Raw genomic sequence first — 25490 nt, forward strand, 5'->3', positions numbered from 1 at the left:
GAGAACTTTGATGCGTTGTTGTGTTTTGCGGCGTGTGACTGGGTTGATGGTTGGGTTGGTGTTGGCTGTGGCCACGCAGGCGAGTGCGAGCGTTGAGGTTTATGGTCGGTCGGGTGATGTGATTCGGGTTGATCTGAAGGCGGGGCATGGCGGTCAGAGCTTTGAGTTGCCTCCGGTCGTGCGGAGTGGGTATCGGGTTCTGACTTCGGATGAGCTGGAGGGTTTGCCGTTTTCGGAGACGGGGCGTTTTTATGTGGTGCCGGATGTCGAGACGGCGCCGCGGCGGAGTACGGACTCGGTGGCGGACCGGGGCTTTCGTGGTGACCTGGCGATTCCGGTGGTCATCGACGGGGTTGCGCATGATGTGTCGGTGACGGTGCGGAGCGGGTACACGTTTGATGGTGCGTTGACGGTGCCGGGTGATGGGTCGGTGGTGTCGGTGGCGGCGGCGCAGCAGCGGCTGAACTATCTGGGGTATCAGGCTTCGAACAATTCGACGCTGACGGTGGATGGCGGGCTGGGGTCGTTGACGCGGTCGGCGGTGCGTTTGTTTCAGGCGGTGATCACGCCTAGCGGGGAGATCAATCCGGGCGGTTTTTCGGGGAATCTGGATGCGAACACGGTGGCGTGGCTGAACAGTCATGGGGCGCCGGAGTGGGTGAATCTGGTTGATCCGGACCCCCCTGGGGTGGGTGGTCAGCGTGGGGGTGGGTCGGTGCCGGTTTATCCGAGTGGTGTGCGGGGGAACTTTGATATCTGGACGGTGACGCAGGAGCGTTACGGTTCGAGCTGGTCGGTGGAGACGATTCATGCGGCGTCGGAGGCGCTGCCTGGGATGCACATCAACACGATGTCGCGTCGGAATGGGACGGATTCGATCTGCTGTCACAGCACGCATCAGGCGGGGCTGGATATTGACGTGGACATCCCGAACTCGGCGAAGAATTTCGGGAACGGGGTGCTGTCGGCGGGTGAGTTGGAGGCGGTGCGGATCATGCGGGCGTTCTATGAGAACACGCCTGCTGACGCGCGGGTGTGGCGGATCATTTTCAGCAATCTGGATGTGCGGGATGAGTTCAATCGTCAGACGGGGACGAACATCGCGGTAGGTGACAGCTCGGGTGTGCATCTAAGCCACCTGCATATTGACCTGTCGCGGACCCGGCCGGGTGCGGGGCCGGGTGTATCGGCGGCCGATCTGAATCTGGATGATTCGCTGGATGTTGAGGATGTGGATCTGCTGATGCGGCAGATGGGTGGAGATGCGTTTTACTACGACCTGAGCGGGGATGGCGTGGTGGGGGCGGCGGACCTTGAGCGGCTGATCGAGGTTGAGCTTGGGACGGCGTTTGGGGATGCGAATCTGGATGGTCGGGTGGATCTGATTGATCTGTCGCTGCTGGCGGGATCGTTTGGTGATGAAGGTGGTTGGGGTGCGGGTGATTTCAATGCGGACGGGCTGGTGGATTTGATTGATCTGTCGGTGCTGGCGGGCGGGTTTGGGTTTGTGGCGGGGGTGCCTGAGCCGGTGGTGTTGGCGGCGTTGGGGTTGGGGGTGATGATGGTTAGGCGAGGGCGTGGTTGATTTGGGACACGGCTTTGCCATCTTCGATGGCAGAAACCCTGGAACCCGGTCCGTTGCTCGATGAAGTCAGGAAGCGGGATGTTGTCTACTGCACAGCCGCGTCGACACGACGTGGCTGGAACGGATGGTGATAGCTAGGGTTTTGATGGGATAAAAAAAGCCGCCCTGACAAAGGGCGGCTCGCTTTGATTTTGATTTAGTGGTTATCCAAGCGTTACGGGAGCAGGTTTGGTTTTAGTTCCTGGCGGGCGCCTTTGACGACGCGTTCCCAGTCGAAGGCGGGGCCGGGGTCCTGCTTGACTTCGGTGAGGTGGTGGTGGCCGATGAGTCCCTGGAAGGTTCTCTGTTCTTCCATGGGGACGACGTGGGTGAGGGCCTGGCCGTCGGGTCCGCGGGGGTAGTCGAGTTCGATGAGGGGGAAGATCTTGTGGAGGGCGGCGGTGAGTTTGATGAGCGAGTCGTACTGCTCATCGGTGAGGTCGTACTGGTAGCGTGTTTCGCCCTGGACGAGGCCTTCGACTTTATGCTGGCGGGTGGGGTAGCCGACGAAGTTGGGGGTTCGGACTCCGCCGTCGCCTAGGGACTCGGGGATGGTGATGCGGGTTCGGCCGCGGTCATCTGTTCCGTACCAGCGGGAGAAGACGGGGTCTTCGGGGTTGCGGTAGGCACCCATGTTGGCGAGTTCGACGCCTACGGAGCGTGAGTTGGCATGTCCGGCGTGCCAGGCGCGTTCCTTGAGGTCGAGGGTCTGGTAGATGGTTCCGTCGATGTCGATCATGAAGTGGACGGAGAGCGTTCTCATGTCGTGGAGGACTTTAAAGCATTGCTGGGAGACGCCGCAGACGTCGTAGTGGATGACGAACTGGTCGACGGTGCGTTGGAGGAGGGGGAGGTCCCAGCCGCCGCCTCGGATTTGTTCGAGGGTTTCGGCGGGCCAGTCGCCTTTGTGTCGGAGGTTGTAGCGGTTGGGTTCGCGGACGAATTCCTTGGAGACGTCCCAGTGGGATTCTTCCCAGGGGACGAAGCGTCGTTCGACGCGGTAGGCGTCGTAGCCGCCTGGGTCGGTCCAGAGGACGACGGGGGCTCCGGTGTGGAAGTACTGTCCGGCGGCGACGATTTCGTCGCCTTTGCGTTCGAAGGCCTGCTGGCCGGGTGTGGTGGTGCAGCCGGTCATGAGGAGGAGTCCGGTGAGGATGGGGAAGATGGCGAGGATGAGGGGGCTTTTGGCACGGGCTAGCATTCGGTGTCTCCGGGGCGTTGCTGCGGGAATTGGGGTTGAGGGGGTCATAAAGTCTGGCCAGAAGGGGTGTTTTGGTCTTATACTACAATGTGCGTTCAACTAGGGAAGCGCGAAAACAGATGTCGCCGATGGTTGGAATGGGCTTGCCTGCTTTGAAGTGCCTGTTCTGACGGTTGCCGACCCTTCTGCAGAGGAAATGACATGTTGCATCATCACGGACGACGCGGGTTTACGCTGATTGAGCTTCTGGTGGTGATTTCGATCATCGCTTTGCTGATCGGGATTCTGCTGCCGGCGTTGGGGGCGGCGCGGAATACGGCGCGGGATGTGGCTTGTCTCTCGAACATCCGTCAGATGGCGATTGCCGGGTTTTCTTACGCCACGGATAACAGCGGCTACTTCATCCGGTACGCGGACAACGTCACGGGCAGCCCCTTCAGCATGCGTCTGAATAATGTTGATGGTTGGTGGTGGTCTTCGAAGCTGGTGCTTGATGGCTACATGCCGGGGCCTGAGACGTTTACGTGTCCGCGATTCGAGACTTCGCACGAGGAACTGCTCGAGGCGGGTACGGATGATTCTGGGAATTCATCGAACTCAAATCATCCCGGTAACAGCCGGTGGGGCACGGTGCACTATGGCATCAATTCCTTCTTTCTCGCCAACAGCTATTGGTATGGAAAAGTCGGTACAGGCTTTATCATTCCCGGCATCAATGCCTCGCAACTGCCAGCGCAGTATCAGGCCAACAGCAGCCTTGAGGTTACGGGTGCTGTCGATACGGCCAGGCTGGACGCGATCCGTGATGGCTCGAACACGATTGCCTTCACCGATTCCAAGGATCGTGCGCTAGAGCTTTCAAGCAGCAGCGGCAGCGGCGGAGGCCAGCGTGGTGGTGGCGGCGGTTCCTCTGGCGGCCTGAATCGTGGCGGTGCGACACAGGGTGTTGCCTATCTCTATCCAGCGGGTGATGCGGCTGCTGGCCAGGGTGGGTATGCCCATGCTCGGCACAGCAGTCGGATCAATGTGGCCTGGGCGGATGGCAGTGGTCGTCCGGTGCAGATTGAGCCGGAACAGGGTCTGGACGTTCCCGACGACCCTTACGACCTAGACGAACTGACTTCTATTCGCGCCAGCGATATTGAGGGTCTGAATGTGGGCGGTGGTCAGCGTGGTGGCGGGTCGAGCAATGCGAACGTGGTTGGTGGTGCTTATCTCGACAACCCGTGGGATCTCTGGTAAGTCTCCCTGCACATCGGTGGCCGTTTGGGGCCTGTTGATACCGGTGTGAAGGGATGGTCGGCATGATGAATTGGATCTGGGCAGGGCTGCTGGTTGCGGCCCTGCTTTTTGCTTTCGGGTCGGACTTTTCGGATATCACATCGGATCGGTATCGGAATGGGGAGGTGGTTCCGGCGGAGGTAGTTTTTGAGGGGGAACTGACCGAGGCGTTGGTTCCGGCGGAGGTGGTGTTTGATCCGGGTGCTTATGTGGCGCACTTCGGGATTGAGGGGGAGGAGGCTGTCGCTGAGGTGGAGGCGTTGCTGGCGGAGCCGATCGCGGCGGGGATTCGGAAGACGTCGGAGGATGAGCTTGAGCTTCAGTTTGTGGAGGGGGTGGTGCTGCCTGAGCCTTTGGCGACGAAGGCCGGGGCGGACGTGAATACGCTTCGGAGCGGGCGGATTGTGGCTCAGGTGGATGAGGCTGGGGGCGGGATCTATCTGGAGTCGGTGCGGCTACTCAAGTTGAAGGGGTTGATGGCGCGGGCGTTTGATGATGCGGAGCTGGCGGTGGAGTTGGCGTTGGGGTTGATTGGGGTGCTGGCGTTGTTTCTGGGTCTGCTGAAGATTGCGGAGAAGGCGGGGCTGATTGATGCGTTGGTTTGGGTGGTGCGGCCGGTGCTGGGGCCGCTTTTCCCGGAGATTCCGAAGGGGCATCCGGCGATGGGGATGATTGCGATGAACCTGTCGGCGAATGTGCTGGGGCTGGGGAATGCGGCGACGCCTCTGGGGCTGAAGGCGATGAAGGAGTTGCAGACGCTTAACAGCACGAAGGACACGGCGACGAACAGCATGGTGATGCTGCTGGCGATGAACACGGCGAGTGTTCAGCTGATCCCGCCTGTGACCGTGCTGGCGATCATGGGTGTGGTGGCGATTGATCTTTACCTGGCGATTTTGCTGGTGACGGGATTGTCGCTGGTGATCGCGATCATTCTGGCGCGGTTGACGCAGGGCTGGTGGGTGTTCGGGCAGAACGATCCGGCGAAGCAGCCGATGCCCGCGGACGGTTCGGGTGAAGGGGGTGGGGCGTGATTGATTTTCTGCGTGAGTATGCGTCGGACTTCGGGATCATCGTGGTGTTGTTCATGATGGTGGGGTTCCCGCTGATAGGGATCATTCGGGGGGTGAATGTGTATGAGGAGTTTGTGACGGGTGCGAAGGAGGGGTTTGAGATTGCGGTGATGATCATTCCGTATCTCGTGGCGATTCTGTTTGCGATCGGGATGCTGCGGGCGTCGGGTGGGATGGAAACGATTGCGGAGTGGCTGCGGCCGGCGTTTGAGGCGATCGGGATCCCGCCTGAGGTGTTGCCGATGGCGATCACGCGGCCGTTGACGGGCGGCGGGTCGGTGGGTGTGCTTGGTGACATGGTCAACAACTATGGCGTGGACTCGATCATCACGAAGATTTCGGCGGTGATTTTTGGGTCGACGGAGACGACGTTTTATGTGATCGCGGTGTACTTCGGTGCGGTGGGGATCAAGAAGATCCGTCATGCGGCGTTGGTGGGTCTGACGGCGGATATCTGTGCGATCATCCTAGCGATTTATATTGTGCAGTGGCTGAACGGGTAACCCCCCCCGCTCTCTGTACTTGTCCATTGATGGGACAGATGGCTTCTGTGTTTTGTAGGTTTGCTCACATGCGGGGCTTCTGGTGCGAAAGGTTTTTATGAAGCGTTTGAGCTTGCTGGTCCTGGGTCTGTTGTTGTTCGTTGGTGGTTGTTCGACGGACGGGCTTGAGCCGCGGCCGACGGCGGCGATGGATCGGCCGGTCGTTGAACTGACGTATGAAGAGGCGCTGAAGGAGCGTCTCGATGAGGTGTTGCATGGTCTGGAGGGGCATGGGGCGATTGTGTCGGCGCGGGTGCTGGATGCGGAGACGGGGGAGGAGCTTTATTCGACGGGGAACGTGGATCTGGCGCTGAAGCCGGCGTCGAACATGAAGCTGATCAGTTCGGCGATTGCGCTTGAGACGTTCGGGGCGGATCACGTTTTCAGGACGTATCTCGCGAAGGATGGGGATGATCTCTATGTGGTGGGGACGGGTGATCCGGCGGTGGGTGATCCTGTGATTGCGGAGCGTGAGGGGGAGGCGGTGACGGCGGTGTTTGATCGGTGGGTGGCGGCGTTGAAGGAGGCGGGTGTCGAGCGGATTGAGGGGGATCTTGTTGTTGATGGGAGTGCGTTTGAGCCGCACATCACGCATTCGAGCTGGTGGCCTGAGGATTTGCTGTACGCGTATGGGGCACCGGTGTCGGGGCTGAACTTCAATGACAATTGTGTGGACATCACGGCGTCGGCGACGTCGGCGGGTCTGCCGGTGAAGGTGACGCTGGTGCCGGCGGTGCGTGGGGTGGAGGTGGTGAATCGGATGACGACGGATGATGGGGAGGAGCCTCGCGAGCGGCCGGTGGTTTACAAGGTGTCGGGGTCGGATACGTATGTGCTGTCGGGTGAGCTGAAGGAGGCGTCGATGACGGCGGGGCTGCCGGTGTCGGACCCGGCGCGGTTTTTTGGGGATGCGCTGCTGACGCATCTGGAGGGGGCGGGGCTTGAGGTGGCGGGTTCGGTGCGGGTTGGGGTTTGGGAGGATGCGGCGAACATCGCGTCGGATGAGCGGGTGGTGGCGGTGCACGAGACGGCGATGCAGGACGTGCTGGATCGGACGAACAAGCCGAGCATGAACCTGTATGCGGATGCGCTGGCGAAGTCGGCGGGGCTGGCTCGGCAGCGGGCGCAGGGGCGGCCTTACCCGGGGTCGTGGCTGTCGGGTCGTCGAGCGGTGGAGGCGTGGTTTGAGGAGATCGGGGTGGAGTCGCTTGGCTTGGTGATGGCGGACGGTTCGGGGCTGAGTCATAACAACCGGGTGACGGCGCGGATGATCTCGGATCTGTTGTTGCATATGCACAGGCATGAGGATGCGGAGGCGTACAAGGCGTCGCTGACAGTGGGCGGGGTGGATGGGACGCTCCGGCGTCGGCTGACGGATATCCCGGGTGCGGTGCGTGCGAAGACGGGCACGATCACCGGGGCGAGCGCGTTATCGGGGTATGTGGTGACGGCGGAGGGTCGGGAGCTGGTGTTCTCGATTCTGTTCAATCGGAACCAGACGTCGCGGGCGGCGCGGGCGCTGCAGGATGACGCGGTGCGTGTGTTGTATTACGGGGTGGATTGGCGGCCGGAGTAGTTACGAGGGCTGCGAAAGGCTCCGGATGCCCCCGGACTTCCGTCCGGGGCTCGTTGATGAGGGTGTTTGTGTTTGCCTGCGGGTTTGTTGTGTTGGACTGAAAGGTTGATTGATGTTTGAGCGTGTGTCTGGTTGGGGGTTGTCCCGGGGTTTGCGGCTTGGGCTTGTGATGGGGGTGGTTGGGTTGCTGGGGGGCGTGTGTTCTTCGGCGGCGGCGAGTGTCGAGGAGTTAAGGGCGCGGATTGGGGTGATTCTCAATGGGGTGGATCAGGCGGATATCACGGTGGCGGCGCGGGTGGTGGACCTTGAGACGGGGCGGGTGATCTACGAGCAGAATGCGGATCGGCCGGTGAAGCCGGCGTCGAATCTGAAGTTGCTGGTGACGGCAGCGGCGTTGGATAAGTGGGGATCGGGGGCGAGGCTGGCTACGGATTTGTACGTGGCGGGTGATGATCTGGTGGTGGTGGGAACGGGTGACCCGGCGTTTGGTGATCTGACGATCATGCAGGATCAGGGGCGGACGATGCTGGCGGGGTTTGATGACTGGGTGGACGCGTTGAAAGAGCGGGGGATTACCGAGATCAAAGGGGATCTGGTCTATAACGATGGTGCGTTGGGTGACGAGTGGCTGAGCCCGACGTGGAGCCGGGGGAATCTGGTGCACTGGTATGGGGCGCCGTCGGCGGGGCTGAATCTGAACAACAACTGCATCGATATCGTGGTGGAGCCGATCGAGGGGCGTGAGGATGGGGTGGGTCGGGTTAGTTATCTGCCAGAGGCGGCGATGATTCGGGTGGAGAATCGGACGGGTGGGGAGGGGCGTCTGCGGGTGGACAAGGTGCCGGGGGAGCATGTGTACATCGTGACGGGGAAGGTGGAGCGGACGCGTACTTTTTATAAGCCGGTGGATGATCCCGGTCGGTTTTTCGCGGAGGCGCTCATGGCGCATCTGGCGCGGCGGGGGATTGATGTGAGGGGAGGTATCGTGGCCGGTTCCGAGTTAGCGGGTGCGTACACTCGTCTCGGCAGGCACGAGACTGACGTGGTTCCCGTGCTGCGGCGGATTAACAGTAATAGTCAGAACATGATGGCGGATGGGGTGTTGCGTATGATTTTCCCGGGGCAGACTTATCAGGAGGCGGGGTTGGGGTTGGTGGCGTATCTGGAGGAGGTGAAGGGGTTGCCTGTGGGTGGGGTGGAGGTTTGGGATGGGTCGGGGTTGTCGCATGACAATCGGGTGACGACGGGGTTTGTGTCGGAGTTGCTGGTGACGATGGCGGGGCATGAGGAGGCGGGGGTGTATTACGACTCTCTGGCGATTGCTGGGGAGCGGGGGTCGCTACGGAATCGGATGAAGGCGGTGGCTGGGAAGGTTCAGGGGAAGACGGGTACGATTTCGGGGGTGCGGGCGAGCAGCGGGTATATCGAGACGGAGGAGGGTCGTCGGGTGGTGTATTCGCTGATTTACAACGACATTGCTTCGGGGAAGGCGGGGGCAGCGATCGGGGCGATGGATGAAGTCTGTGTGCTGATTCAGGGGTGGGAGGCTTGGGATTGAGGCCACGAGTGGTCTCGTCGATTCGTTCAAGCCTGATGTAATTTTCGTGTTTGCAGCACAGCCGCGTCGATACGACGCGGCTCGATCACGTGGTGGTTTCTGGTGGTGGCCACGGACTTGTCAGGTCCGGGCTTATGTGTTGAGGAGGTTGCGCCGGATCTGTCGGGTCCGGGTTTATGTGTCGAGCCAGTCCCAGTGGGTGAGGTTGAATTCGCCTTGGGGCGTGAGTTGGAAGGTGGCTCCGAGGGGAAGGGGTGCGAAGCCGGGGCCGTGGCCGACGGGGAGTCCGGCAGCGACGGGGATGCCGCGGTCACGGGCGGGGGCGACGAGGAGGTGTTCGAGGGCTTCGTCCTGTGTGACGTTGGGGCGGAGGGGTTTGATGCGCTCGGGTGGGAGGTGGGAGACGCCTTGTTCGGCGAGGGCGAGGAGTTCGGAAGGCTCGGGCGGGGTTTGGAGGCAGGATCCGGCTTCGTCTTTGCCGTTGGAGAAATCACCGAGGACGATTGCTGCGAGGTTGTCGTACCCCCCTGCCTGGATGATCTGGGTGACCATGGCGTCGAGTCGGTAGTGGTGTTCGTTGAGGTCTTCGAAGAAGAGGATCTTGCCGGCGATGGATTTGGGTTCCCAGGGGGTGCCGTAGATGGAATTCCAGACGGAGACGTTGCCGCCTACGACCGGGCCGGAGATGGGTTGGGATGGGGCGTCGGTGAGCCATCGGAGTTGGAGGCCGTCCCAGGCGCAGGGATGGGCTTGGCCTTTGGCCCAGGCGATGGTGGTGTCGAATTCGGCGGGCGTCATGGTGTTGAAGCTGAGGGAAGCGGGCATGTTGGCGTGGAGGGTGTGGTAGTTCCAGTGGTCGGCGACGAAGGCGTGGAGGGCGGTGATGTCGGAGTAGCCGATGAGGAGCTTGCGGGGTGGGACGCCGTGCTTGTCGGATTTCTCTTTGAGCAGGGGCAGGAGCTTGGCGGCGCCGTAGCCGCCTCGGGCGCACCAGAGGATGTCGATGTCGGGGTTGCGGGCTGCGTCGTAGATGGCCTCGGCTCGGGCTCCGTCGGTGCCGGCGTGGAGGTACCAGGTTTGGCTGACCTGGTCGGCGACGGTGAGGGAGAAGCCTGCCTCGCGGATTCGGTTGAGGCCGAGTTCGAGTTCGACCTGGGGGACGACGGAGGATGGGGCGATGATGGCGACGCGGGTTTTGGGGGTCTGGGTCATGTGGACAGGGTACCGCAGGTTGCGCGTGGCGCGGGCGTGGTGGCGTGGCGGTGTGGGGGCCCTATCATTAGGTGTTCCCTGATTTTGTGAGGAATTTCCAGCGATGATTCAGTCTGTGGCGACGGCTAAGCGGCGGTTTGATGTGGCGGCGATCGAGGCCGATCTGCGGGGGTCGGTTCGTGGGGATGTGATGACGGATGTGTTCAGTCGAGGGATTCATGCGACGGACGCTTCGCATTACCAGATCATGCCGACGTGCGTGGTGGTGCCGCTGGATGAGGCGGATTGTGTGGCGGCGGTGAAGGTGGCTCAGAAATACGGGCTGCCGGTGACGGCTCGTGGTGCGGGAACGTCGCTGTCGGGTCAGACGCATGGTGTGGGGATGGTGCTGGATGTCTCTAAGCACATGGACCAGGTGCTGGAGGTGAATACGGGGGAGCGGTGGGCACGGGTGCAGCCTGGTGTGGTACGGGATCGGTTGAATGCGCAGCTGAAGCCGGAGGGGCTGCACTTCGCGCCGGACCCGGCGACGGGGTCGCGGGCGACGGTGGGCGGGATCATCGGGAACAACTCGTCGGGGACGCGATCGATTCTGTACGGCAAGGCGCAGGAGAACCTGCTGGCTTGTCGGGTGCTGTTGTCGGACGGGACGGTGCTGGATCTGGATGGGTGTGACTGGGATCGGTGGTGCGAGAAGAGTGCGCGGGGGGACCGTGAGGGTGAGATCTATGCGGCGGTGGGTCGGATCATCGAGGCGAACCGGGATGAGATCGAGGCTCGGTTCCCGAAGGTGATGCGGAAGGTTGGGGGTTACAACCTGGACGCGTTTTTGAGTGATCCGGCGGAGGAGGGGTGGAATCTCAGCAATCTGATTGTGGGGTCCGAGGGGACGCTGGGGGTGTTGCTTGAGGCGAAGATCAAGCTGGTTGAGAACCCGAAGGCGACAGCGCTGTGTGTGGTGCACTTTGAGGAACTGTTGCCGTCGCTGACCTCCCTGCCGGAGATGCTGAAGCATGGTCCTTCGGCGGTGGAGCTGCTGGATCATTTTGTGATCGACGAGGCGCTTCGTAATCCGGCGACGAAGCATCTGTGTCACTTCATTGAGGGCCATCCGAAGGCGGTGCAGATCGTTGAGTTTTATGGAGAGGACCAGGCGGATGCGGCGGCGCGGGCGGAGGCTTTTGCGCAGGCTATGAAGGAAGCGGGCGTTGGTTTTGCGCAGGCGGTTCGTCGTGATCCGAAGGAGATCGCTGAGGCCTGGGATGTGCGGAAACTGGGGTTGGGTTTGATCTCGAACACACCAGGGCCGCGGAAGGCGCTGGACTTTGTGGATGATGCCTGTATTCCAGTGCATCATCTGGCGGAGTATGTGGAGCGGCTGCTGAAGGTTTGTGAGGAGGAGGGGACGCAGGCGGCGGTTTATGCGCACGCGTCGGTTGGGGTGCTGCACATCAAGCCGTTGATTGACCTGCATTATGAAGAAGAGCAGGCGCGGATGAAGCGGATTGCCTGGGCGGCGTTTGAGATGTGTAAGGAATATGGGGGGTCGTGGTCGGGTGAGCACGGGGATGGTCTGGTTCGGGGTGAGTTTGTGCGGCCGTTTTTTGGGGACCGGGTTTATTCGGCGTTCGAGGAGGTCAAGCGGGTTTTCGACCCGGACTGGCTGATGAATCCGAACAAGGTGCTGGATGCTCCGGCGATGACTGAGCACCTGCGATATGGCGAGGATTACAGCCTGGATGTGATCCGGGAGACTGAGGCGAAGACGAACTATCACTATCGGGATCAGGGCGGGTTTGCGTTGGCGGTGGAGCAGTGCAACGGCGTGGGTGCTTGTCGGAAGGTGGGGTCGGGGACGATGTGTCCTTCTTATATGGCGACGAAGGATGAGGAGGCGTCGACGCGTGGTCGGGCGAATGCGCTTCGGATGGCGATGTCGGGTCAGCTTGGTCCGGAGGCGATGACGGACGAGCGGATGAAGGAGGTGCTGAGTCTTTGTCTGGCGTGCAAGGCGTGCAAGACGGAGTGTCCGAACTCGGTGGACATGGCGAAGATGAAGTCGGACGTGCTGCAGATGATGCACGACAAGCATGGTTTGCCTTTAGGGTATCGGCTGATGGGGGATTCGCCGACGGCGGCGAAGTTGGTGTGTGGGCCGTTGGCACCGGTGGTGAATTTTGTGCAGGGCTTGTCGCCGTTCAAGTGGTTGCTGGAGAAACTGGCGGGGATTGATGCGCGGCGGCCTACGCCCAAGTTTGCTTCGTGGTCGTTGCAGGGGTGGTTCAAGAAGCGTGGGGAGAGGGGGCAGCGTGCGACGCTTGGCGAGGTGGTGTTGTTTGACGATACGTATGCGAGTTACTTCGAGCCTTCGCAGGGGAAGGCGGCGGTGGGGCTGCTGGAGGCTTGCGGGTACCGGGTGACGCTGGCGCGGGCGGGGTGCTGTCAGCGGCCGCGTTTGTCGAAGGGGATGGTGAGGGCGGCGAAGCGGGATGGCGAGAAGACGCTGCGTAATCTGCTGCCTTATGCGGAGCAGGGGCTTCCGATTCTGTGTCTGGAGCCGAGTTGTGCGTCGTCGTTGTCGGATGATCTGCCTGATCTGATCGATGATGTGGAGCTTGGGAAGAAGGTTTCGCCTCGGGTGATGATGATCGATCAGTTCCTGGCGGCGGAGGCTGAGGCCGGGCGGCTGCCGGTGAGGCTGAAGGCGAAGTTCGACAAGCTGCTGTTGCATGGGCATTGTCATCAGAAGGCGATTCACGGGACGAAGGGGATGCACACCTTGCTCGAGCGGGCGGGTGATGTGTCGTTTTCGGAGGTGGATTCGGGTTGCTGCGGGATGGCTGGGTCGTTCGGGTATGAGGAATACAAGGTGTCTGAGGATGTGTACCGGCAGCGGCTGGGGCCGGCGGTGGAGGGGCGTGATGCTGGTACCGAGGTGGTGGCTTGTGGGATGTCGTGCCGGCACCAGATTTCCGACTTTAGTGGGGTGAAGGCGCATCACTGGGTGGAGGTGATGGAGGTCGAGCCTTTGGATGAGACGAAGGGCTCGTGAGTTTCGGCATAAATTGGCTTTGCTAACCGGATCTGAATGAGCTACCCGGTAGCATGTCATGCTTGGTTGATCCCCATTGATGGAGACAGATAGATGGTGAGTCTTGATCGGCGTGGTTTTCTGAAGGGTGCGGCGGCGGTATCGATGGGGTTTGCGGGTTTAGACCTGCTGTGCCGGACTTCGACGCCGGCGTTGGCGGCGGCGAGCGGGAACGCTGGGTATGGGCCGTTGATCCCGGATCCTGCGGGGATTCTGGCGCTGCCTGAGGGGTTTACGTATCGGGTGATCTCGAAGCTGGGCGAGACCATGGATGATGGTCTGCTGGTGCCGGGGATGCACGACGGGATGGCGGCGTTTGCGGGGCCGGACGGCAAGACGATTGTGGTGCGGAATCACGAGATGCAGCCGACGCAGTTGGATCAGAGCCCGTTTGGGGCGGACGGGGCACTGCTTGGCAGGATTGATCGGTCGATGCTTTATGACCCCGAAGCGCCGTGTCTGGGTGGGACGACGACGCTGGTTTACGACACGCGGACGGGTGAGTTGGAGCGGCATTTCCTGTCGCTGGGCGGGACGATTCGCAATTGTGCTGGTGGGCCGACGCCTTGGGGCAGTTGGATCACCTGTGAGGAGACGATCACGCAGGCTGGCGAGGGGTTTTCAAAGGATCACGGGTACAACTTCGATGTGCCGGCGAGCGTGCTGCCGAAGCTGGTGAAGCCGGTAGCGCTGAAGGCGATGGGGCGGATGAACCACGAGGCGATTGCCGTCGATCCGCGGTCGGGGATTGTGTATCAGACGGAGGATCGCGGGGATGGTTTGATCTATCGGTTTATTCCGAATCGGCCGGGGCATCTGTCGGAGGGCGGGAAGCTGCAGGCCTTGGTGCTGAAAGACCATGCTTCGGCGGATACGTTCAACTACCGGAATCGGGATGGTTCGGCTCGGGGGCTGACGATTCCTGTGCGTGAGGCGATGGCCGTGACCTGGGTGGATGTCGAGAACGTGGAAGCGCCGAAGGATGACCTGCGGATGCAGGGATACAGCAAGGGGGCGGCGAGGTTTGCGCGGGGTGAGGGCATGTGGTACGGGAACGACTCTGTGTTCTTTGCGTGTACGAGTGGCGGGTCGAAGCGTGGCGGGCAGGTGTTCCGTTATGTGCCGAGTCGTTTTGAGGGGCGTGCTGAGGAGGCGAGGTTCCCGGGTCGGCTGGAGCTTTACATCGAGCCGGATGATCCGGGTGTGCTGGATATGGCGGACAACCTGACGGTTTCGCCTTGGGGTGATGTGGTGATCTGTGAGGATGGTCACGACGAGCAGTTTGTGGTGGGCGTGACGCCCGGCGGGGCGGTGTACAAGCTGGCTCACAATGATCTGAGCAAGTCGGAGTTTGCGGGGGCGTGCTTCTCGCCTGACGGGACGACGATGTTTGTGAACATCCAGAAGCAGGGGCTGACGCTGGCGGTGACGGGGCCCTGGGAGAAGCGGGTCGGGTAGGTTTCTCGCGTTTTATGTTTTAAGGTCGTGTCCCAAGGCTTGCGCCTTGGGCTCGTGAACGTCATCTTGCGGCCTTCTCGATTCCCGCCAAGGATTTAACAGCAAGGCGCTGGAGCATCCGGGCGTTGCTGTTTAGCGGCTGCCGCCCATGATGATGCCTGACTCGACGGCTTCGACGTCCTGGCGGAGGGCTTCGGAGTCTTTGCGGATGGTGTCGAGGAGTGCGGCGAAGTAGTCGACGGAGAGGTAGAAGTAGCGGGCGACCTCGTGGTCGACGAGGAAGATTTCTTCTTCGGAGATGGTGGGCATGATGAGTTGTCGGCCGCGGTTGAAGTCGCGGAGTCGTGGCTTGGCCTCAGCAGCACCTGAGTTCAGCTCGACGGTGTAGCGGAGCACGATGCTGCGCATGAGACGGGTGAGGTCCTGTTCGTCGCGGATCAGGATGGTGTGTCTGGTGTTGCCGTTGGGGTCGGGCTGGTTCAGTTCGTGGAGGAGCTGACGCCAGGTATCTTCATCCGGGCAGTCGACGAGGCGGACTTCGGGGACGGCTTTGTCGAGGACTTCGTCGGCGCCGTAGCTGCTGGGGATGGTGTAGGTGAGTGCGAGGGCTCGGCCCTGCATCTGGTTGAAGAGCCATCGGAAGCCGATGCTGACGCGTGGCACTTCGATGCCGAGTTGTTCGCCGAGGTACTGGACGAGGAAGGCGATGCCGGCACCGGCGGGTCGGTCGTCGCGGGGCTGGAGGAAGATGATGCGTCGTTCGGGGATGGTTTTCTCGACCTCGCGGCGTTTGATGACCTGGTACATCTGGTGATAGACGAGGAACTCTTCGCCTGGGACGCGGCCTTCGAGAAACTGGTTGTAGGGGTACTGGTCGGCGAGGTGCGGGAGCCTGCGGATAACGCGTTCGGCTTCGCGGCGCGATTCTTCGAGTTCGGGGTTTTCGTTGAGGAAGGCGAGGTCGGGGACGTCATCGGATCGGATGCGGTAGACGTCGCCAAAGAGTTCGTTGTCGAAGCTGTCGAAGACGTCTTTGTCGTCGGGCAGGATGCGTCCGGGGACGCCTTCGGTTGGCAGGACGTAGGGGGTGATGACGATGATGACCTCGCGTTTGACGCGTTCGGTGGCGGAGGATCGGAAGGCGGCCCCGACCCAGGGGATGTCGCCGAGGAGTGGGACTTTGTCCTGTTCCTCGTTGATCTCGTTGGCGATCAGCCCGCCGATGATGAAGGGTGTGTTGTTGGCGATGCGGGTGTGGGTCTGAACGCGTCGGGAGGAGATTCGGGGTGCACGGCCGAGTTCGTTGCCGTCCTGATCGACGACGACGAGGTCGCCGCCTGGGACTTCGGAGGAGACGATGCCGTCGATCTGCATGGTGACTTCCTCGCCGCTGGCGGCGATGCGCGGGCGGACGTTGAGGAGGATGCCGACGGGGATGTAGTCGAAGGAGAACTGGATGGTATCGCCGCCCGTTGCGCCGCGGATGGACGTGGCGATGGGGATGTCTTCACCAATCCGGATGGAGGCCTGGCGGTGGTCGAGGGTGAGGACGGAGGGGCGTGAGAGGATTTCGGCTTCGCCTGTGCGGACGAGGGCCTGGATCTGGACACGCCAGTCGTTGCCGATGTCGATGAGGGAGAGGTCGAAGGTGGCGCGTTCGCCAAGGCGGGTATTGAACTCGGGCAGTCGTCCGAAGGTCAGGGCTTCGACGCTGCCTGACGGGACGTCGGTGAGTTCCCAGCTGACGCCCAGGCGATTGAGACCGGTCTCGGAGACTTCGAGGATGAGGGCCTCGATGACGAGCTGGCGAGCGGGCACGTCGATGGTCTCTCGGATTCGCTGAACGAGTTCCTGAAAGACCTGGGGCTCGCTGGGGTCGTAGAGGACCATGAGCTGCATCAGGGGGGTGGCGCTGGTGAAGTTCTGCATCTCGGCGGCGATGCTCGGGACGAGTGAGAGCTTGAAGGAGCCGGTTGCTCGCTGGTCGACGCCAACGCCGACGAGTCCGGTGCCTTCGGCCACGGGCAGAGACATGATGATGGGCAGGTCGCGGACGTCGATTTCTTCGATGGGCTTGATGATGCGGGTGTTGCCGATGGCGTTGCGGGGGTCCTGGCTGAACTCGAAGTTGATGGTTTGGTAGCCGAGTCCTTTGAGGATGCCGATGCAGCGGTCGGCTTCGATGTAGCTGAGGTCGATGATGCCGGTGGCGAGTTCTGCGGCGCGGGCCTGCTGGTAGAAGCTGTTGACGTTGGTGACGGACTGGTTGATGAGCTTCTGGATGTCGGCGAGGTCGGCGTTGGCTCGCGGGCCGTCGGGGGTGATGGTCTGGCCGTAGACCCAGAGGTGGAGGGGCTGGTGGTCGAAGACGCGGTAGCCGAACTGGATGTAGTGCTCGCCTGCTGAGGTTCTTCGGCGTAGATAGGTGGTGCCTTCAAGTCCTGGGGGGCCGACGGGGAGGATGGCTCCAGGGTCGGGGATGACCTGGTAGCCGAGGCCGGCGATGGCCTGGGAGCGGATGACCTCGAGGATCTCTTCGGCGATGGCAGGGGACATGCGTTCCAAGGGCAGGAAGATGCCGGCGTTGGCGACTGAGAGTTCGGGGGCTTGCTGAGCGGATGCTTGTCCGCAGAATAGGGCCAGCAGGCAGATCAGGGCTGGTACAAGGCGGGGAAGAATGATCCTGCTCCGTCCGGTGGATGGGGGTTTACTTCTGGGTACCCGATCGCGCATCCGTGCGCCAGCATCAGTATTACCTGAATCGTCAGGATCGTGCGTGAACCGAGAAAAAACAGGGTGATCGCGTCTGTCAGCGGAGGGTTTCGGCGATGATCTCGATGAGTTCGAGGCTGGCTTCCGGGAATGGATAGCTGAGGAGGTCTGCGGGATCGACCCAGGCGAGGTCGGCGACTTCGAGCGGCTGGGGGTTGCCGGCGGCCACGGCGCACCAGTAGGCGTGCAGGCGGACAGTGGCGTGGGGGTAGGTGTGTTCCCAGGTGCCGATTTGTGAGTCGACCTGGACCTGAACGCCCAACTCCTCGTGAAGTTCTCTGGCGACGGTCTGGGGGAGGGATTCTTTGGGTTCGCGTTTGCCGCCGGGATCTCCCAGAGGCCGGGCAGGACGCTGTCGTGGCGTCGCTGGGTGATCAGGACCTGCTGGCGGCCGTTTGTTAGCGAGCGGGTGATGACGCCCAGGCCGACATCGAGTGTCGTGGGAGGGCTGTCGGTGGGCTTTGGGGATGACTGAGGGGTGTTCACTCGGGCAGGCTATTGGCTGGGGCCCGGTTGGTCAAAAGAAGATTTACAGGGCACCCAAACAAAGACTTGACGGCATCCCTTCGTAAGGGTAATGTTTGTACCGTACACCTAGCGAACGGAGTCGTCATGCTTTCACTGCCACAGATTCAACGGAGTGTGCTTTCAGGGGATACGGACCAGATTCTGATGGATCTGGCTCGTCACGGGACGTTGTTGCCGCTGCCGATTCGGCTGGAGCTTTCTCAGTCTTCGAGGGGGTGTCTAGGGCTGGCGCTTCGTCGGGTGGCGGAGCTGACGCACGGGCCGACGGGGCTGAGCCGGGGAATCCTGGAGCGTTTGTTGCTGGCTGAGAGCGGCGATGAGGGGAACGCCGCCGCTTTGGCCGCGACGTTGGCTGGGCTTTGCCGGGCAATGGCGTATGGCACGGTGGACGAGGACCTGGAGACCGATGTTCGAGAGCAGGTGGAGGCGGGTTGGCTGATGCTGGCCGGGCTTCAGGAGGCGGACGGGCTGCTGGGGGGCGAGGGTGCGGACGAGATGGACCGCGTACGGTTGTCAGCCTTTGTGGTGTATCTGCTGGGGCCGATGCGTGAGGACGTTCGTTACCTGGATGTGTCTTCGTTGCTGACGGCGCTCGAGGATCGCCGGCCGCTGGATGATGCACGGGCGGAGGAGTTGGTGGATGTTGCGCTGGCGACGTGGCCCCGGGGCGTTGGCGCGGGTGATCGTCGGATCGGTTCGGCGATGCTGGCGGCGTAGTCAGAGAGATTGATGGGTGGTTTGCCCTATGGGATTCGATCCGTCAGCATGCGTTGATGCTGGATAGTCTTCATTGGGTGTGGCGTGGTGCAGGGAGAGAGGGTGTCTTGTTGCGCACCCTGCTGCTGGCAGTGGTTTGGACGTGCTGCTTTGCTGGTGTGAGCTTTGGACAAGCGGAGGTTGTGGATACGGGCATCGGGGCGGAGGAGGAGGAAGCCGGGTGGGGGGTGGCCGAGGATCGGTTCTGGATCACGCTTTTTGTGGAGAACGATTCGACGCCTTTGCGGCTGATTGACCGGACGGACCGGCAGTACACCAGCGGGCTACAGGTGCTGTTGGCGCATCAGCCTGCGTGGGCGGAGGCGGTGGCTGGCTGGCTGCCGTCGCTAGATGGGCTTGACCGCCCTGCCGTGACGGCGGCGGGTTACGTGCTGGGGCAGAAGATTTACACGCCGGATGACCTGGATGTGTCCGGGTTGCAGGTCAACGACCGGCGGTATGCGGGGCACAGTTATCTCGGGGGATTTGTTCAGCGGGCGGACGAGCGGACGCTGGATCACCTACAGGTCGATCTGGGGATCCTGGGGCCGTCATCCGGCGGGGAACTGGTTCAGCAGAACTGGCATGATGTGATTGCGATTCAGGAACCGCAGGGGTGGGATGGGCAGCTTCAGGATGAGCCGACGCTGCAGGTGAGGTTTCGCAAGAAGTGGCGGTATCGGGTGAGTCAGCCGGATGCCTGGCTGCAGCACGAGTTGATCCCGCGGGCGGAGTTGGAGGTGGGGACGCTTCGGCGTCATGCCCTGGTCGATGTGCTGTGGCGATTCTCGTTGGAGGATCTGCCCAATGATTTTGGGCCGAGCCAGTTGGATGACCCGGGAGCCCCCCTGCTTGGGCTTCCTGCCTTGCGGGCCTCGTCGCCGGTTGGGTTGGAGGATCGGTGGTCGATCTACGGGTACCTGCGGGGTGGGGTGATGCTGGTGGAGCACGACACGCTGATCGAGGGCAGTGATCTGCGTGATACCGATACGGGGTTGGACCTGGTGCCAGTGGTGGGAAGGTTTCAGGCGGGGCTTGAAGCGTCTTACCGGCTTGATGAATCGACGATCAGTCTCGGGTACTACCAGACGTTTCTGACGGACGAGTTCGAGCAGCAGGGACGGTCACACCGGTATGGCGGGGTTGCGCTGCGGTGGATGCTGCCGTTTTGATGGGTGTCAGGCGGACTGTCGCTGGCGTTCGGCCTTGACGGATTCGCGGGCGCGGACGGCGGCGAGAGGGCGATCGGATTCGAGGCGTCGCTGGAGTTTTCGGAGGGCTTCGATCTCGATCTGGCGGACACGCTCGCGTGTGAGGCCGATTTCGGCGCCGATTTCCTTAAGGGTCATGGGCTCGTTGCCGTTGAGGCCGTAGCGGAGGCGGAGGATCTTGGCCTCGCGGTCGTCTATGGCTTCGAGGAGGACCTGGATGGCGTTGAGGTCGTCTTCGAGGGTGACCTGCTTGTCGGGCGCGAGGGTTTTCTCGTCGGCGAGCATTTCGGAGAGGGTGGGTGCCTCGTGGTCTTCGCCCGACCCGCCTCGGGTGGGTCGCTGGGAGGCGCGGACGGCCTTGGAGATGATGCGGATCTTCTTGGCGGGCAGATCCATGTGCTGGGCGAGTTCGTTGAGATTGGGCTGTCGGCCGAGTTCTTCTTCGAGATCGCGGGTGGCTTTCTTCCACTTGGCGATGAGCTCGACCATGTAGGCGGGGATGTGGATGGGCTGGACGGCGTTGACGAGGGCGCGTTTGATGGATTGCTTGATCCACCAGCAGCCGTAGGTGGAGAAGCGTGCGCCCTGATCGGGGTCGAAGCCTTCGACGGCGCGCATGAGTCCGATGTTGCCCTCTTCGATGAGGTCGACAAGAGGGAGCCCGCGGTTCATGTAGCGTTTGGCGATGGCGACGACGAGTCGGAGGTTGGACCGGATCATGTGCTCGCGGGAGGCGGCACAGTTTTCGTTGATGATCTTTCGGGCGAGCTGCTTCTCTTGCTCGGCGGTGAGCAGGGGCGATTCATCGATCTGGCTCAGATAGAGTTCAAGACCTGATTTGAGACCTTTGGTCCCCATTGGCTTTCGTCCCTTGCGTCGCCTGGCGGGCGCGGTCGGCTTTGTCACTGCGGTGGCCTGGTTGGCCATCTTCCCTAAGCGCGATCGGCGATCCGTAGGGTTCTCTTGATGGCTACGCGGGTGATCTGTGGATCTGCTTGGCATGACCGAAAAAACTCACTGATTCTGGGCTGAATGCGACGTAATGATAGGCTTGCGCACGAGAAAATTCTCTGGGCTGTTCGTCGTTTCTCCTTTGTTTGCAGTGACTTGTGAGAGGATTCGGTTTATACGGGTCATTTTTTTTGTGAAGCTGGGAGGGGTGGTGGGCCCGGGGAATCTTTTGGGGTTTTGCGTGGGGCGTGGTGAGGTGGTGGGCGGTGGCTTATGATCCGTCCATGAAGATTTATCTCGCGAATCCAAGGGGCTTTTGTGCCGGTGTGAACATGGCGATCCAGAGTGTGGACGAGGCCCTGAAGATCGTCGGCACCCCGCTGTACGTGTATCACGAGATCGTGCACAACCGGCACGTGGTGGAACGGTTTGAGCGGCAGGGCGTGGTGTTTGTGGATCACATCGATGAGGTCCCGGCGGGGGCGACGGTGATCTTCAGTGCTCACGGCATCAGCCCGGAGGTTCGGCGGGGTGCCAAGGAGCGGGGGTGCACGATGATCGATGCGACGTGTCCGCTGGTGACCAAGGTGCACATGGAGGCGGTGCGTTACGCGAAGCAGGGGTACCGGATTCTGCTGGTGGGGCATGCGGGGCATGATGAGGTGGTGGGGACGGTGGGCGAGGCTCCGGATGCGATCACGATTGTCGAGTCGGTCCAAGACGTCGAGCGTCTGGAGATCGCTGAGGATGTGCCGCTGGTGTATCTGACGCAGACGACGCTGAGCATGGACGATGCGAACCGGATCATCGGCGCGTTGCAGGCGAAGTTCCCGCGGATCAAGGCGCCGCCTAGCGAGGACATCTGCTATGCGACGACGAACCGGCAGCTAGCGGTGCGTGACCTGGCGACCGCTTCGCAGCTGGTGCTGGTTGTGGGGTCGAAGAACAGTTCGAATTCGGTTCGACTGACCGAGATCAGCGAGACGGTGGGGACCTCGGCTCACCTGGTCGATGACGTGTCGGAGCTGAATGTCGCATGGTTCGATGGGGTTGACAGCGTGCTGGTGACCGCAGGGGCTTCGGCCCCAGAAGACCTGGTGCAGGAGATCGTGCGGCACCTTGAATCGACTTACGGCGGGGAGGTGGAGGAGGTGCACGTAATCGAGGAAGAGATGCACTTCAACCTGCCGGTGACGCTTCGTGTGATGCAGCAGAACGCCTGACCCCCCTCCCCAGCCCCTCCCCCGCCCTCCACTTTTGCATCTTTGATCTCCGGCTGATTAGCAGCTTGCGGTTCGGGGATTCTTCGGCATGGTAGGTGACTGGCCCTGTGGCATGTCCATAAAAAGACCCCGGCACGAGGCCGGGGTCTTTGTGTGATTTAGATGTGTGTCGGTCGCTTAGCGGCGACGGACGAGGCCGAGGGCGGCGAGGCCGAGGAGGCTGGCCGCTGCAGGCTCGGGAACTGCGACGCCGGTGCCGAAGTTGGTGGCGAGCAGCGAGAGGTCGATGAGGTCGACGATCTCGTCGGTGTTGAAGTTACCACCGGCCCAGCCGGCATTGCTGTTGAAGTTGGTGGCGAGGGCCGAGAGGTCGATCAGGTCGACGGCGAGGTCGAGGTTGGCGTCGCCGGGGACGGTGCCAAGGATGGTGCCGACGAGTTCGGCGAGGTCGTCGGCGTCGACCGTGGTGGAACCGTCGAGGTCGAACTGGGCGTCGGTCGAGCCGGCGCGGATGGCGGCGGTCAGGAGGTCGATGTCGGCTGCGTCAACGACGGTGTCGCCGTTGAAGTCGCCGGTCACGCCGCCGGTGTCGGCTTCGAGGACCTGGATGAGGATGTTGTCCCAGTAGACGGGGTTGCCGCCCGAGGTGATGAAGGAGGGCCCACCGATGCGGACTTCACCGATGCCGTTGGCGGTCGGGGTGTAGTCGGTCTGGGTGGACGTGCCATCAACGATGCCGTCGGCCAGGTAATCGAGGGTGAAGGTCTGGAAGGTTGCTCCCAGCGTGGCGGTCATGGTGTGCCAGACGCCCACTTCGCCTTCGGGGATGAAGTTGGTGGCCGAGGCGTTGGGGATGGAGGAATCATCGGAATCGATGAAGCTGCCGGGGTTCTCGGGGTCCGGGATCTGGATGAAGATGGGGTTATTTTCGTCGTCCAGGTTAGGCGTGGTAAGGTCGATGGCGACGTAGTTGGGGCCGGAGTTACCGACGCCGGTGCCGTCACCCCAGAGGATCTGGCGGTAGCCGATGGCGGGGAACTGCTCGGTCAGGTCGTCGGCATTGCCGAAACTATTGTAGAAGCCCATCTCGATGATATTTTCGATACCAGGGCCGCCACTAGAGCCGCCTTCACGGAGACCAAGGGTCCGGCGGGTGTTGCCGTGGGTGCCGTCATCGAAAATATCGAAGGAGATGAAGAGGGGGTTTTCATCGGTGGGGACGTAGTTGTGGTAGATGGGATCAAGGCCGGGGATGTTAGAGAACTGGACTTCGCTGCCGGAGCCGCCGGCGGTGGTGGCGCCGAAGCCGAGCGAGGCATCGCCGCCGGGGGTGTTGTTCACGGCGTTGCCGCCGGTGGGGAAGTTGGCGGAGTTGGAGGGCGTCGAGAGGAACTGGAAGAAGTCGGCATCTCCCCAAACAGCATCAACGGCGGCCTGGGGATCCGGTGCCGTGAGATAGCTCTCGAAGTCTTCATTCAAGATGGTGACGAGCACGTTGTTAGCCATCACCGGGGTTGACACGGCGGCGACAGCCGTCAGACCAATCAGATTCTTCCACATCATCTTTAACCTCCTTAAGGTTCGTTTAGGGCACGCAAGGGTTTGCGTCTTGTTGAGCGGGTAGCTGGTCCTGAATATTGATTATGCCTCAGGAACGGGGTTTGGCCAGTGCGGCCGGGAAACGCAAGCGATACCGGTATAAGACTATACCGGTCTCTTCTATAACACAAGTAAAAGTTATGAGAAAGGGGGCAGCGCCTGGGAGGTCTGTGCGGGTGGCGCGGACTGACCAGCAGTCCCTTGCCTAGGTGGGATATATGGAGAATTTAGGGGGTTTGCGTTGCCTGTTTGGCTTGTGCTGTCTGTCCGGCTTCAGGCGGTGCGGCGTTTGGAGGTTGGTTCGGCGACGCGGGTCAGATTCCGGCCGTCTTCCTTGGCCTGATAGAGGGCTCGGTCGGCTCGGGCGAGAAGTTCGCGGGCGACGCCGGGCCCGTTCTCGGGTTCCTGCGTGGCGACGCCAAGGCTCATGGTGACGGGGATGGTTATTTTGCTGGTGATGGTGATGGGTTCGTTGGCGAGCACGTTTCGGAGGCGTTCGGCGACACCGTAGGCGGCTTTTTCATCAGCGCCGTTGAGGATGAGGAGGAACTCTTCGCCGCCGTAGCGTCCGAGGATGGCGTCTTTTCGGAGGCTGCGGGAGAGTCGGTTGGTGGTTTCGACGAGTACACGATCGCCGGCGTCGTGGCCGTGTTCATCGTTGATGGGCTTGAAGCGATCGAGGTCGATGAGCGCGACTGAGATGGGGCGTTTGGCCGCGGCGGCGTGAGCGAGCGCCTGGTCGAGTCGAGTTTCGATCGCGCGTCGGTTCAGCAGATTGGTGAGACCGTCTTCATCGGCTTCCTTGCGGAGGTTTTCGTTGGCGACGTCGAGGTGGCTGAGGCGTGCCTGCTGCGCGAGGGCCAGGTCCTGGAGTCCGCGGTTGGCTTGTTGCAGGATGGTGATGGGGTCCGTCAGGGCTGCTGTTTCGAAGTTGAAGCTTCGGAGCAACTGGTTGCTGGCGGAGCGTGTGTTGCGGAGGAGTTCGTTGAAGCGTTCGCGTTCGATATCGAGTTCGTCGAGTGCGAGGAGTGCACGTGTGGCGAGGTTTTCGCTGGTTTCGTCGTCGATGTCATCGTTGAGTGTGTCCGCGAAGAGGCCGCTGGCTGCGATCAGCCTGGCTTCGGGCGGGGCCTCCGCGTGGTCGGGTTCGGCGTGCCAGCGGATGGCGTTTTTGAGTGACTCCGGGAACCCCCAGCTCTGAGCGAGTGCCCCGCCGACTTCGGCGTGGTCGGTCCTGAGGTTGTTGCGTTCGGTGAGGTGAAGGTCGCTGTAGGCCTGAGACTTGCTTAGGAGTCGGAGATAACGGTCTCGGAGTTCTGCGAGGAGTGCCAGTACGCCAAGGTCTTGCAGGAGCGCTGCGGGAAAGAGGGTCTCGGCTTCCTGGCCGGATGCCTTGGCCAGTTCCTGTGCGGCGGCGGCGGCGATAACGCTGCGTCGCCAGACGGTTTCGAGGGCTGGCATTTTTTCGGCGGCTTCTTTCAGCACCGGCATCAGTGAGAAACCGAGGGCGAGTGATCGGAGTCCGTTGAGTCCGAGCAGCGCTGCGGCGTGGTCGACGGATTCGACCTGCTGACGGAGTCCGTAGCGTGCGCTGTTGACTACTTCGAGCAGGCGTGCGGTGAGGGCGGGATCGAGTCGGATGACGCCGGCGACTTCGTTCACGCCGACATCGGGCGACCGGCCGAGTTCGAGCAGGCGCATGGCGACGGCTGGAAGGGTGGGGATGTTGCTCGAGGCGATCACGCGTCGAACGAGTCTTGGCATGGTGTGTCGATAGGAGGCTTTGGCCATGAGCGTTGCCCTGGTTGCTTACGCGCTTATCCCTGATGATCGG

At 61.8% G+C, this 25490-nt stretch carries 18 protein-coding genes; 11 read left to right on the plus strand and 7 right to left on the minus strand.

The window, feature by feature from the left end:
- Positions 1-10 precede the first annotated feature (10 nt).
- Positions 11-1585 (plus strand): peptidoglycan-binding protein, encoded by a 1575-nt coding sequence (locus ACQZAB_RS12230; protein WP_428389805.1) that lies wholly within the window; start codon positions 11-13, stop codon positions 1583-1585.
- 214 nt (positions 1586-1799) lie between these two features.
- Here the strand turns inward: ACQZAB_RS12230 and ACQZAB_RS12235 are convergent, their stop codons facing one another.
- Positions 1800-2825 carry an N-acetylmuramoyl-L-alanine amidase gene (locus tag ACQZAB_RS12235; protein WP_428389806.1) on the minus strand — a complete coding sequence of 342 codons (1026 nt, stop codon included), beginning with the start codon at positions 2823-2825 and terminating at the stop codon, positions 1800-1802.
- 201 nt (positions 2826-3026) lie between these two features.
- On the opposite strand from ACQZAB_RS12235, the gene ACQZAB_RS12240 reads away from it, so the two are divergent.
- From ACQZAB_RS12240 to dacB (ACQZAB_RS12260), 5 genes are all read left to right on the plus strand, one after another.
- Complete coding sequence (locus tag ACQZAB_RS12240; RefSeq protein WP_428389807.1) at positions 3027-4067, plus strand: type II secretion system protein; 1041 nt, start codon at positions 3027-3029, stop codon at positions 4065-4067.
- 62 nt (positions 4068-4129) lie between these two features.
- A complete protein-coding gene (locus tag ACQZAB_RS12245) occupies positions 4130-5140 on the plus strand; it encodes a nucleoside recognition domain-containing protein (RefSeq protein ID WP_428389808.1) in 1011 nt (336 codons plus the stop codon).
- Positions 5137-5682 carry a spore maturation protein gene (locus ACQZAB_RS12250; RefSeq protein ID WP_428389809.1) on the plus strand — a complete coding sequence of 182 codons (546 nt, stop codon included), beginning with the start codon at positions 5137-5139 and terminating at the stop codon, positions 5680-5682. The genes ACQZAB_RS12245 and ACQZAB_RS12250 overlap by 4 nt, the downstream gene beginning before the upstream one ends.
- Positions 5683-5779: 97 nt before the next feature.
- A complete protein-coding gene (dacB, locus tag ACQZAB_RS12255) occupies positions 5780-7297 on the plus strand; it encodes a D-alanyl-D-alanine carboxypeptidase/D-alanyl-D-alanine endopeptidase (RefSeq protein WP_428389810.1) in 1518 nt (505 codons plus the stop codon).
- A 112-nt stretch (positions 7298-7409) separates the two neighbouring features.
- On the plus strand, positions 7410-8855 hold the full coding sequence (gene dacB, locus ACQZAB_RS12260; RefSeq protein ID WP_428389811.1) for a D-alanyl-D-alanine carboxypeptidase/D-alanyl-D-alanine endopeptidase: 1446 nt from the start codon (positions 7410-7412) through the stop codon (positions 8853-8855).
- Positions 8856-9029: 174 nt separating this feature from the next.
- Here dacB (ACQZAB_RS12260) and ACQZAB_RS12265 read toward each other — a convergent pair whose 3' ends face one another.
- Positions 9030-10067 carry an LD-carboxypeptidase gene (locus tag ACQZAB_RS12265; RefSeq protein WP_428389812.1) on the minus strand — a complete coding sequence of 346 codons (1038 nt, stop codon included), beginning with the start codon at positions 10065-10067 and terminating at the stop codon, positions 9030-9032.
- Positions 10068-10170: 103 nt separating this feature from the next.
- On the opposite strand from ACQZAB_RS12265, the gene ACQZAB_RS12270 reads away from it, so the two are divergent.
- Together ACQZAB_RS12270 and ACQZAB_RS12275 are read left to right on the plus strand one after the other, a co-directional pair.
- Complete coding sequence (locus ACQZAB_RS12270; RefSeq protein WP_428389813.1) at positions 10171-13119, plus strand: FAD-binding and (Fe-S)-binding domain-containing protein; 2949 nt, start codon at positions 10171-10173, stop codon at positions 13117-13119.
- 93 nt (positions 13120-13212) lie between these two features.
- Entirely contained in the window at positions 13213-14616 is a 1404-nt protein-coding gene (locus ACQZAB_RS12275; RefSeq protein ID WP_428389814.1) for an alkaline phosphatase PhoX, read from the plus strand.
- Positions 14617-14748: 132 nt separating this feature from the next.
- On the opposite strand, the gene ACQZAB_RS12280 is transcribed toward ACQZAB_RS12275, so the two are convergent.
- Both ACQZAB_RS12280 and ACQZAB_RS12285 read right to left on the minus strand, forming a co-directional pair.
- Entirely contained in the window at positions 14749-17172 is a 2424-nt protein-coding gene (locus tag ACQZAB_RS12280; protein ID WP_428389815.1) for a type II secretion system protein GspD, read from the minus strand.
- Positions 17173-17425: 253 nt separating this feature from the next.
- A complete protein-coding gene (locus tag ACQZAB_RS12285) occupies positions 17426-17887 on the minus strand; it encodes a (deoxy)nucleoside triphosphate pyrophosphohydrolase (RefSeq protein WP_428390160.1) in 462 nt (153 codons plus the stop codon).
- A 113-nt stretch (positions 17888-18000) separates the two neighbouring features.
- Between ACQZAB_RS12285 and ACQZAB_RS12290 the strand changes: the two genes are divergently transcribed.
- Positions 18001-18633 (plus strand): hypothetical protein, encoded by a 633-nt coding sequence (locus ACQZAB_RS12290; RefSeq protein ID WP_428389816.1) that lies wholly within the window; start codon positions 18001-18003, stop codon positions 18631-18633.
- A gap of 107 nt (positions 18634-18740) precedes the next feature.
- A complete protein-coding gene (locus ACQZAB_RS12295; RefSeq protein ID WP_428389817.1) occupies positions 18741-19844 on the plus strand; it encodes a lipid A deacylase LpxR family protein in 1104 nt (367 codons plus the stop codon).
- A gap of 6 nt (positions 19845-19850) precedes the next feature.
- Here the strand turns inward: ACQZAB_RS12295 and ACQZAB_RS12300 are convergent, their stop codons facing one another.
- A complete protein-coding gene (locus tag ACQZAB_RS12300) occupies positions 19851-20741 on the minus strand; it encodes a sigma-70 family RNA polymerase sigma factor (protein ID WP_428389818.1) in 891 nt (296 codons plus the stop codon).
- Positions 20742-21118: 377 nt separating this feature from the next.
- On the opposite strand from ACQZAB_RS12300, the gene ispH reads away from it, so the two are divergent.
- Complete coding sequence (gene ispH, locus ACQZAB_RS12305) at positions 21119-22057, plus strand: 4-hydroxy-3-methylbut-2-enyl diphosphate reductase (protein ID WP_428389819.1); 939 nt, start codon at positions 21119-21121, stop codon at positions 22055-22057.
- A 177-nt stretch (positions 22058-22234) separates the two neighbouring features.
- On the opposite strand, the gene ACQZAB_RS12310 is transcribed toward ispH, so the two are convergent.
- Together ACQZAB_RS12310 and ACQZAB_RS12315 are read right to left on the minus strand one after the other, a co-directional pair.
- A complete protein-coding gene (locus ACQZAB_RS12310) occupies positions 22235-23620 on the minus strand; it encodes a hypothetical protein (RefSeq protein ID WP_428389820.1) in 1386 nt (461 codons plus the stop codon).
- Positions 23621-23929: 309 nt separating this feature from the next.
- A complete protein-coding gene (locus ACQZAB_RS12315; protein ID WP_428389821.1) occupies positions 23930-25420 on the minus strand; it encodes a sensor domain-containing diguanylate cyclase in 1491 nt (496 codons plus the stop codon).
- Positions 25421-25490 lie beyond the last annotated feature (70 nt).

It is taken from the genome of Mucisphaera sp. (assembly GCF_965279675.1).
In the GTDB taxonomy this organism is placed as follows: Bacteria; Planctomycetota; Phycisphaerae; order Phycisphaerales; family Phycisphaeraceae; genus Mucisphaera.

Bases quoted from the DNA above. Each gene is read 5' to 3' on its own strand.
- dacB (WP_428389810.1), top strand. From the start codon at position 5,780: ATGAAGCGTTTGAGCTTGCTGGTCCTGGGTCTGTTGTTGTTCGTTGGT.
- ACQZAB_RS12290 (WP_428389816.1), top strand. From the start codon at position 18,001: ATGCTTTCACTGCCACAGATTCAACGGAGTGTGCTTTCAGGGGATACG.
- ACQZAB_RS12315 (WP_428389821.1), bottom strand. From the start codon at position 25,420: ATGCCAAGACTCGTTCGACGCGTGATCGCCTCGAGCAACATCCCCACC.
- ACQZAB_RS12280 (WP_428389815.1), bottom strand. From the start codon at position 17,172: ATGTCCCCTGCCATCGCCGAAGAGATCCTCGAGGTCATCCGCTCCCAG.
- ACQZAB_RS12240 (WP_428389807.1), top strand. From the start codon at position 3,027: ATGTTGCATCATCACGGACGACGCGGGTTTACGCTGATTGAGCTTCTG.
- ACQZAB_RS12245 (WP_428389808.1), top strand. From the start codon at position 4,130: ATGATGAATTGGATCTGGGCAGGGCTGCTGGTTGCGGCCCTGCTTTTT.
- ACQZAB_RS12275 (WP_428389814.1), top strand. From the start codon at position 13,213: ATGGTGAGTCTTGATCGGCGTGGTTTTCTGAAGGGTGCGGCGGCGGTA.
- ispH (WP_428389819.1), top strand. From the start codon at position 21,119: ATGAAGATTTATCTCGCGAATCCAAGGGGCTTTTGTGCCGGTGTGAAC.
- dacB (WP_428389811.1), top strand. From the start codon at position 7,410: ATGTTTGAGCGTGTGTCTGGTTGGGGGTTGTCCCGGGGTTTGCGGCTT.
- ACQZAB_RS12300 (WP_428389818.1), bottom strand. From the start codon at position 20,741: ATGGGGACCAAAGGTCTCAAATCAGGTCTTGAACTCTATCTGAGCCAG.
- ACQZAB_RS12270 (WP_428389813.1), top strand. From the start codon at position 10,171: ATGATTCAGTCTGTGGCGACGGCTAAGCGGCGGTTTGATGTGGCGGCG.
- ACQZAB_RS12310 (WP_428389820.1), bottom strand. From the start codon at position 23,620: ATGATGTGGAAGAATCTGATTGGTCTGACGGCTGTCGCCGCCGTGTCA.
- ACQZAB_RS12230 (WP_428389805.1), top strand. From the start codon at position 11: ATGCGTTGTTGTGTTTTGCGGCGTGTGACTGGGTTGATGGTTGGGTTG.
- ACQZAB_RS12235 (WP_428389806.1), bottom strand. From the start codon at position 2,825: ATGCTAGCCCGTGCCAAAAGCCCCCTCATCCTCGCCATCTTCCCCATC.
- ACQZAB_RS12265 (WP_428389812.1), bottom strand. From the start codon at position 10,067: ATGACCCAGACCCCCAAAACCCGCGTCGCCATCATCGCCCCATCCTCC.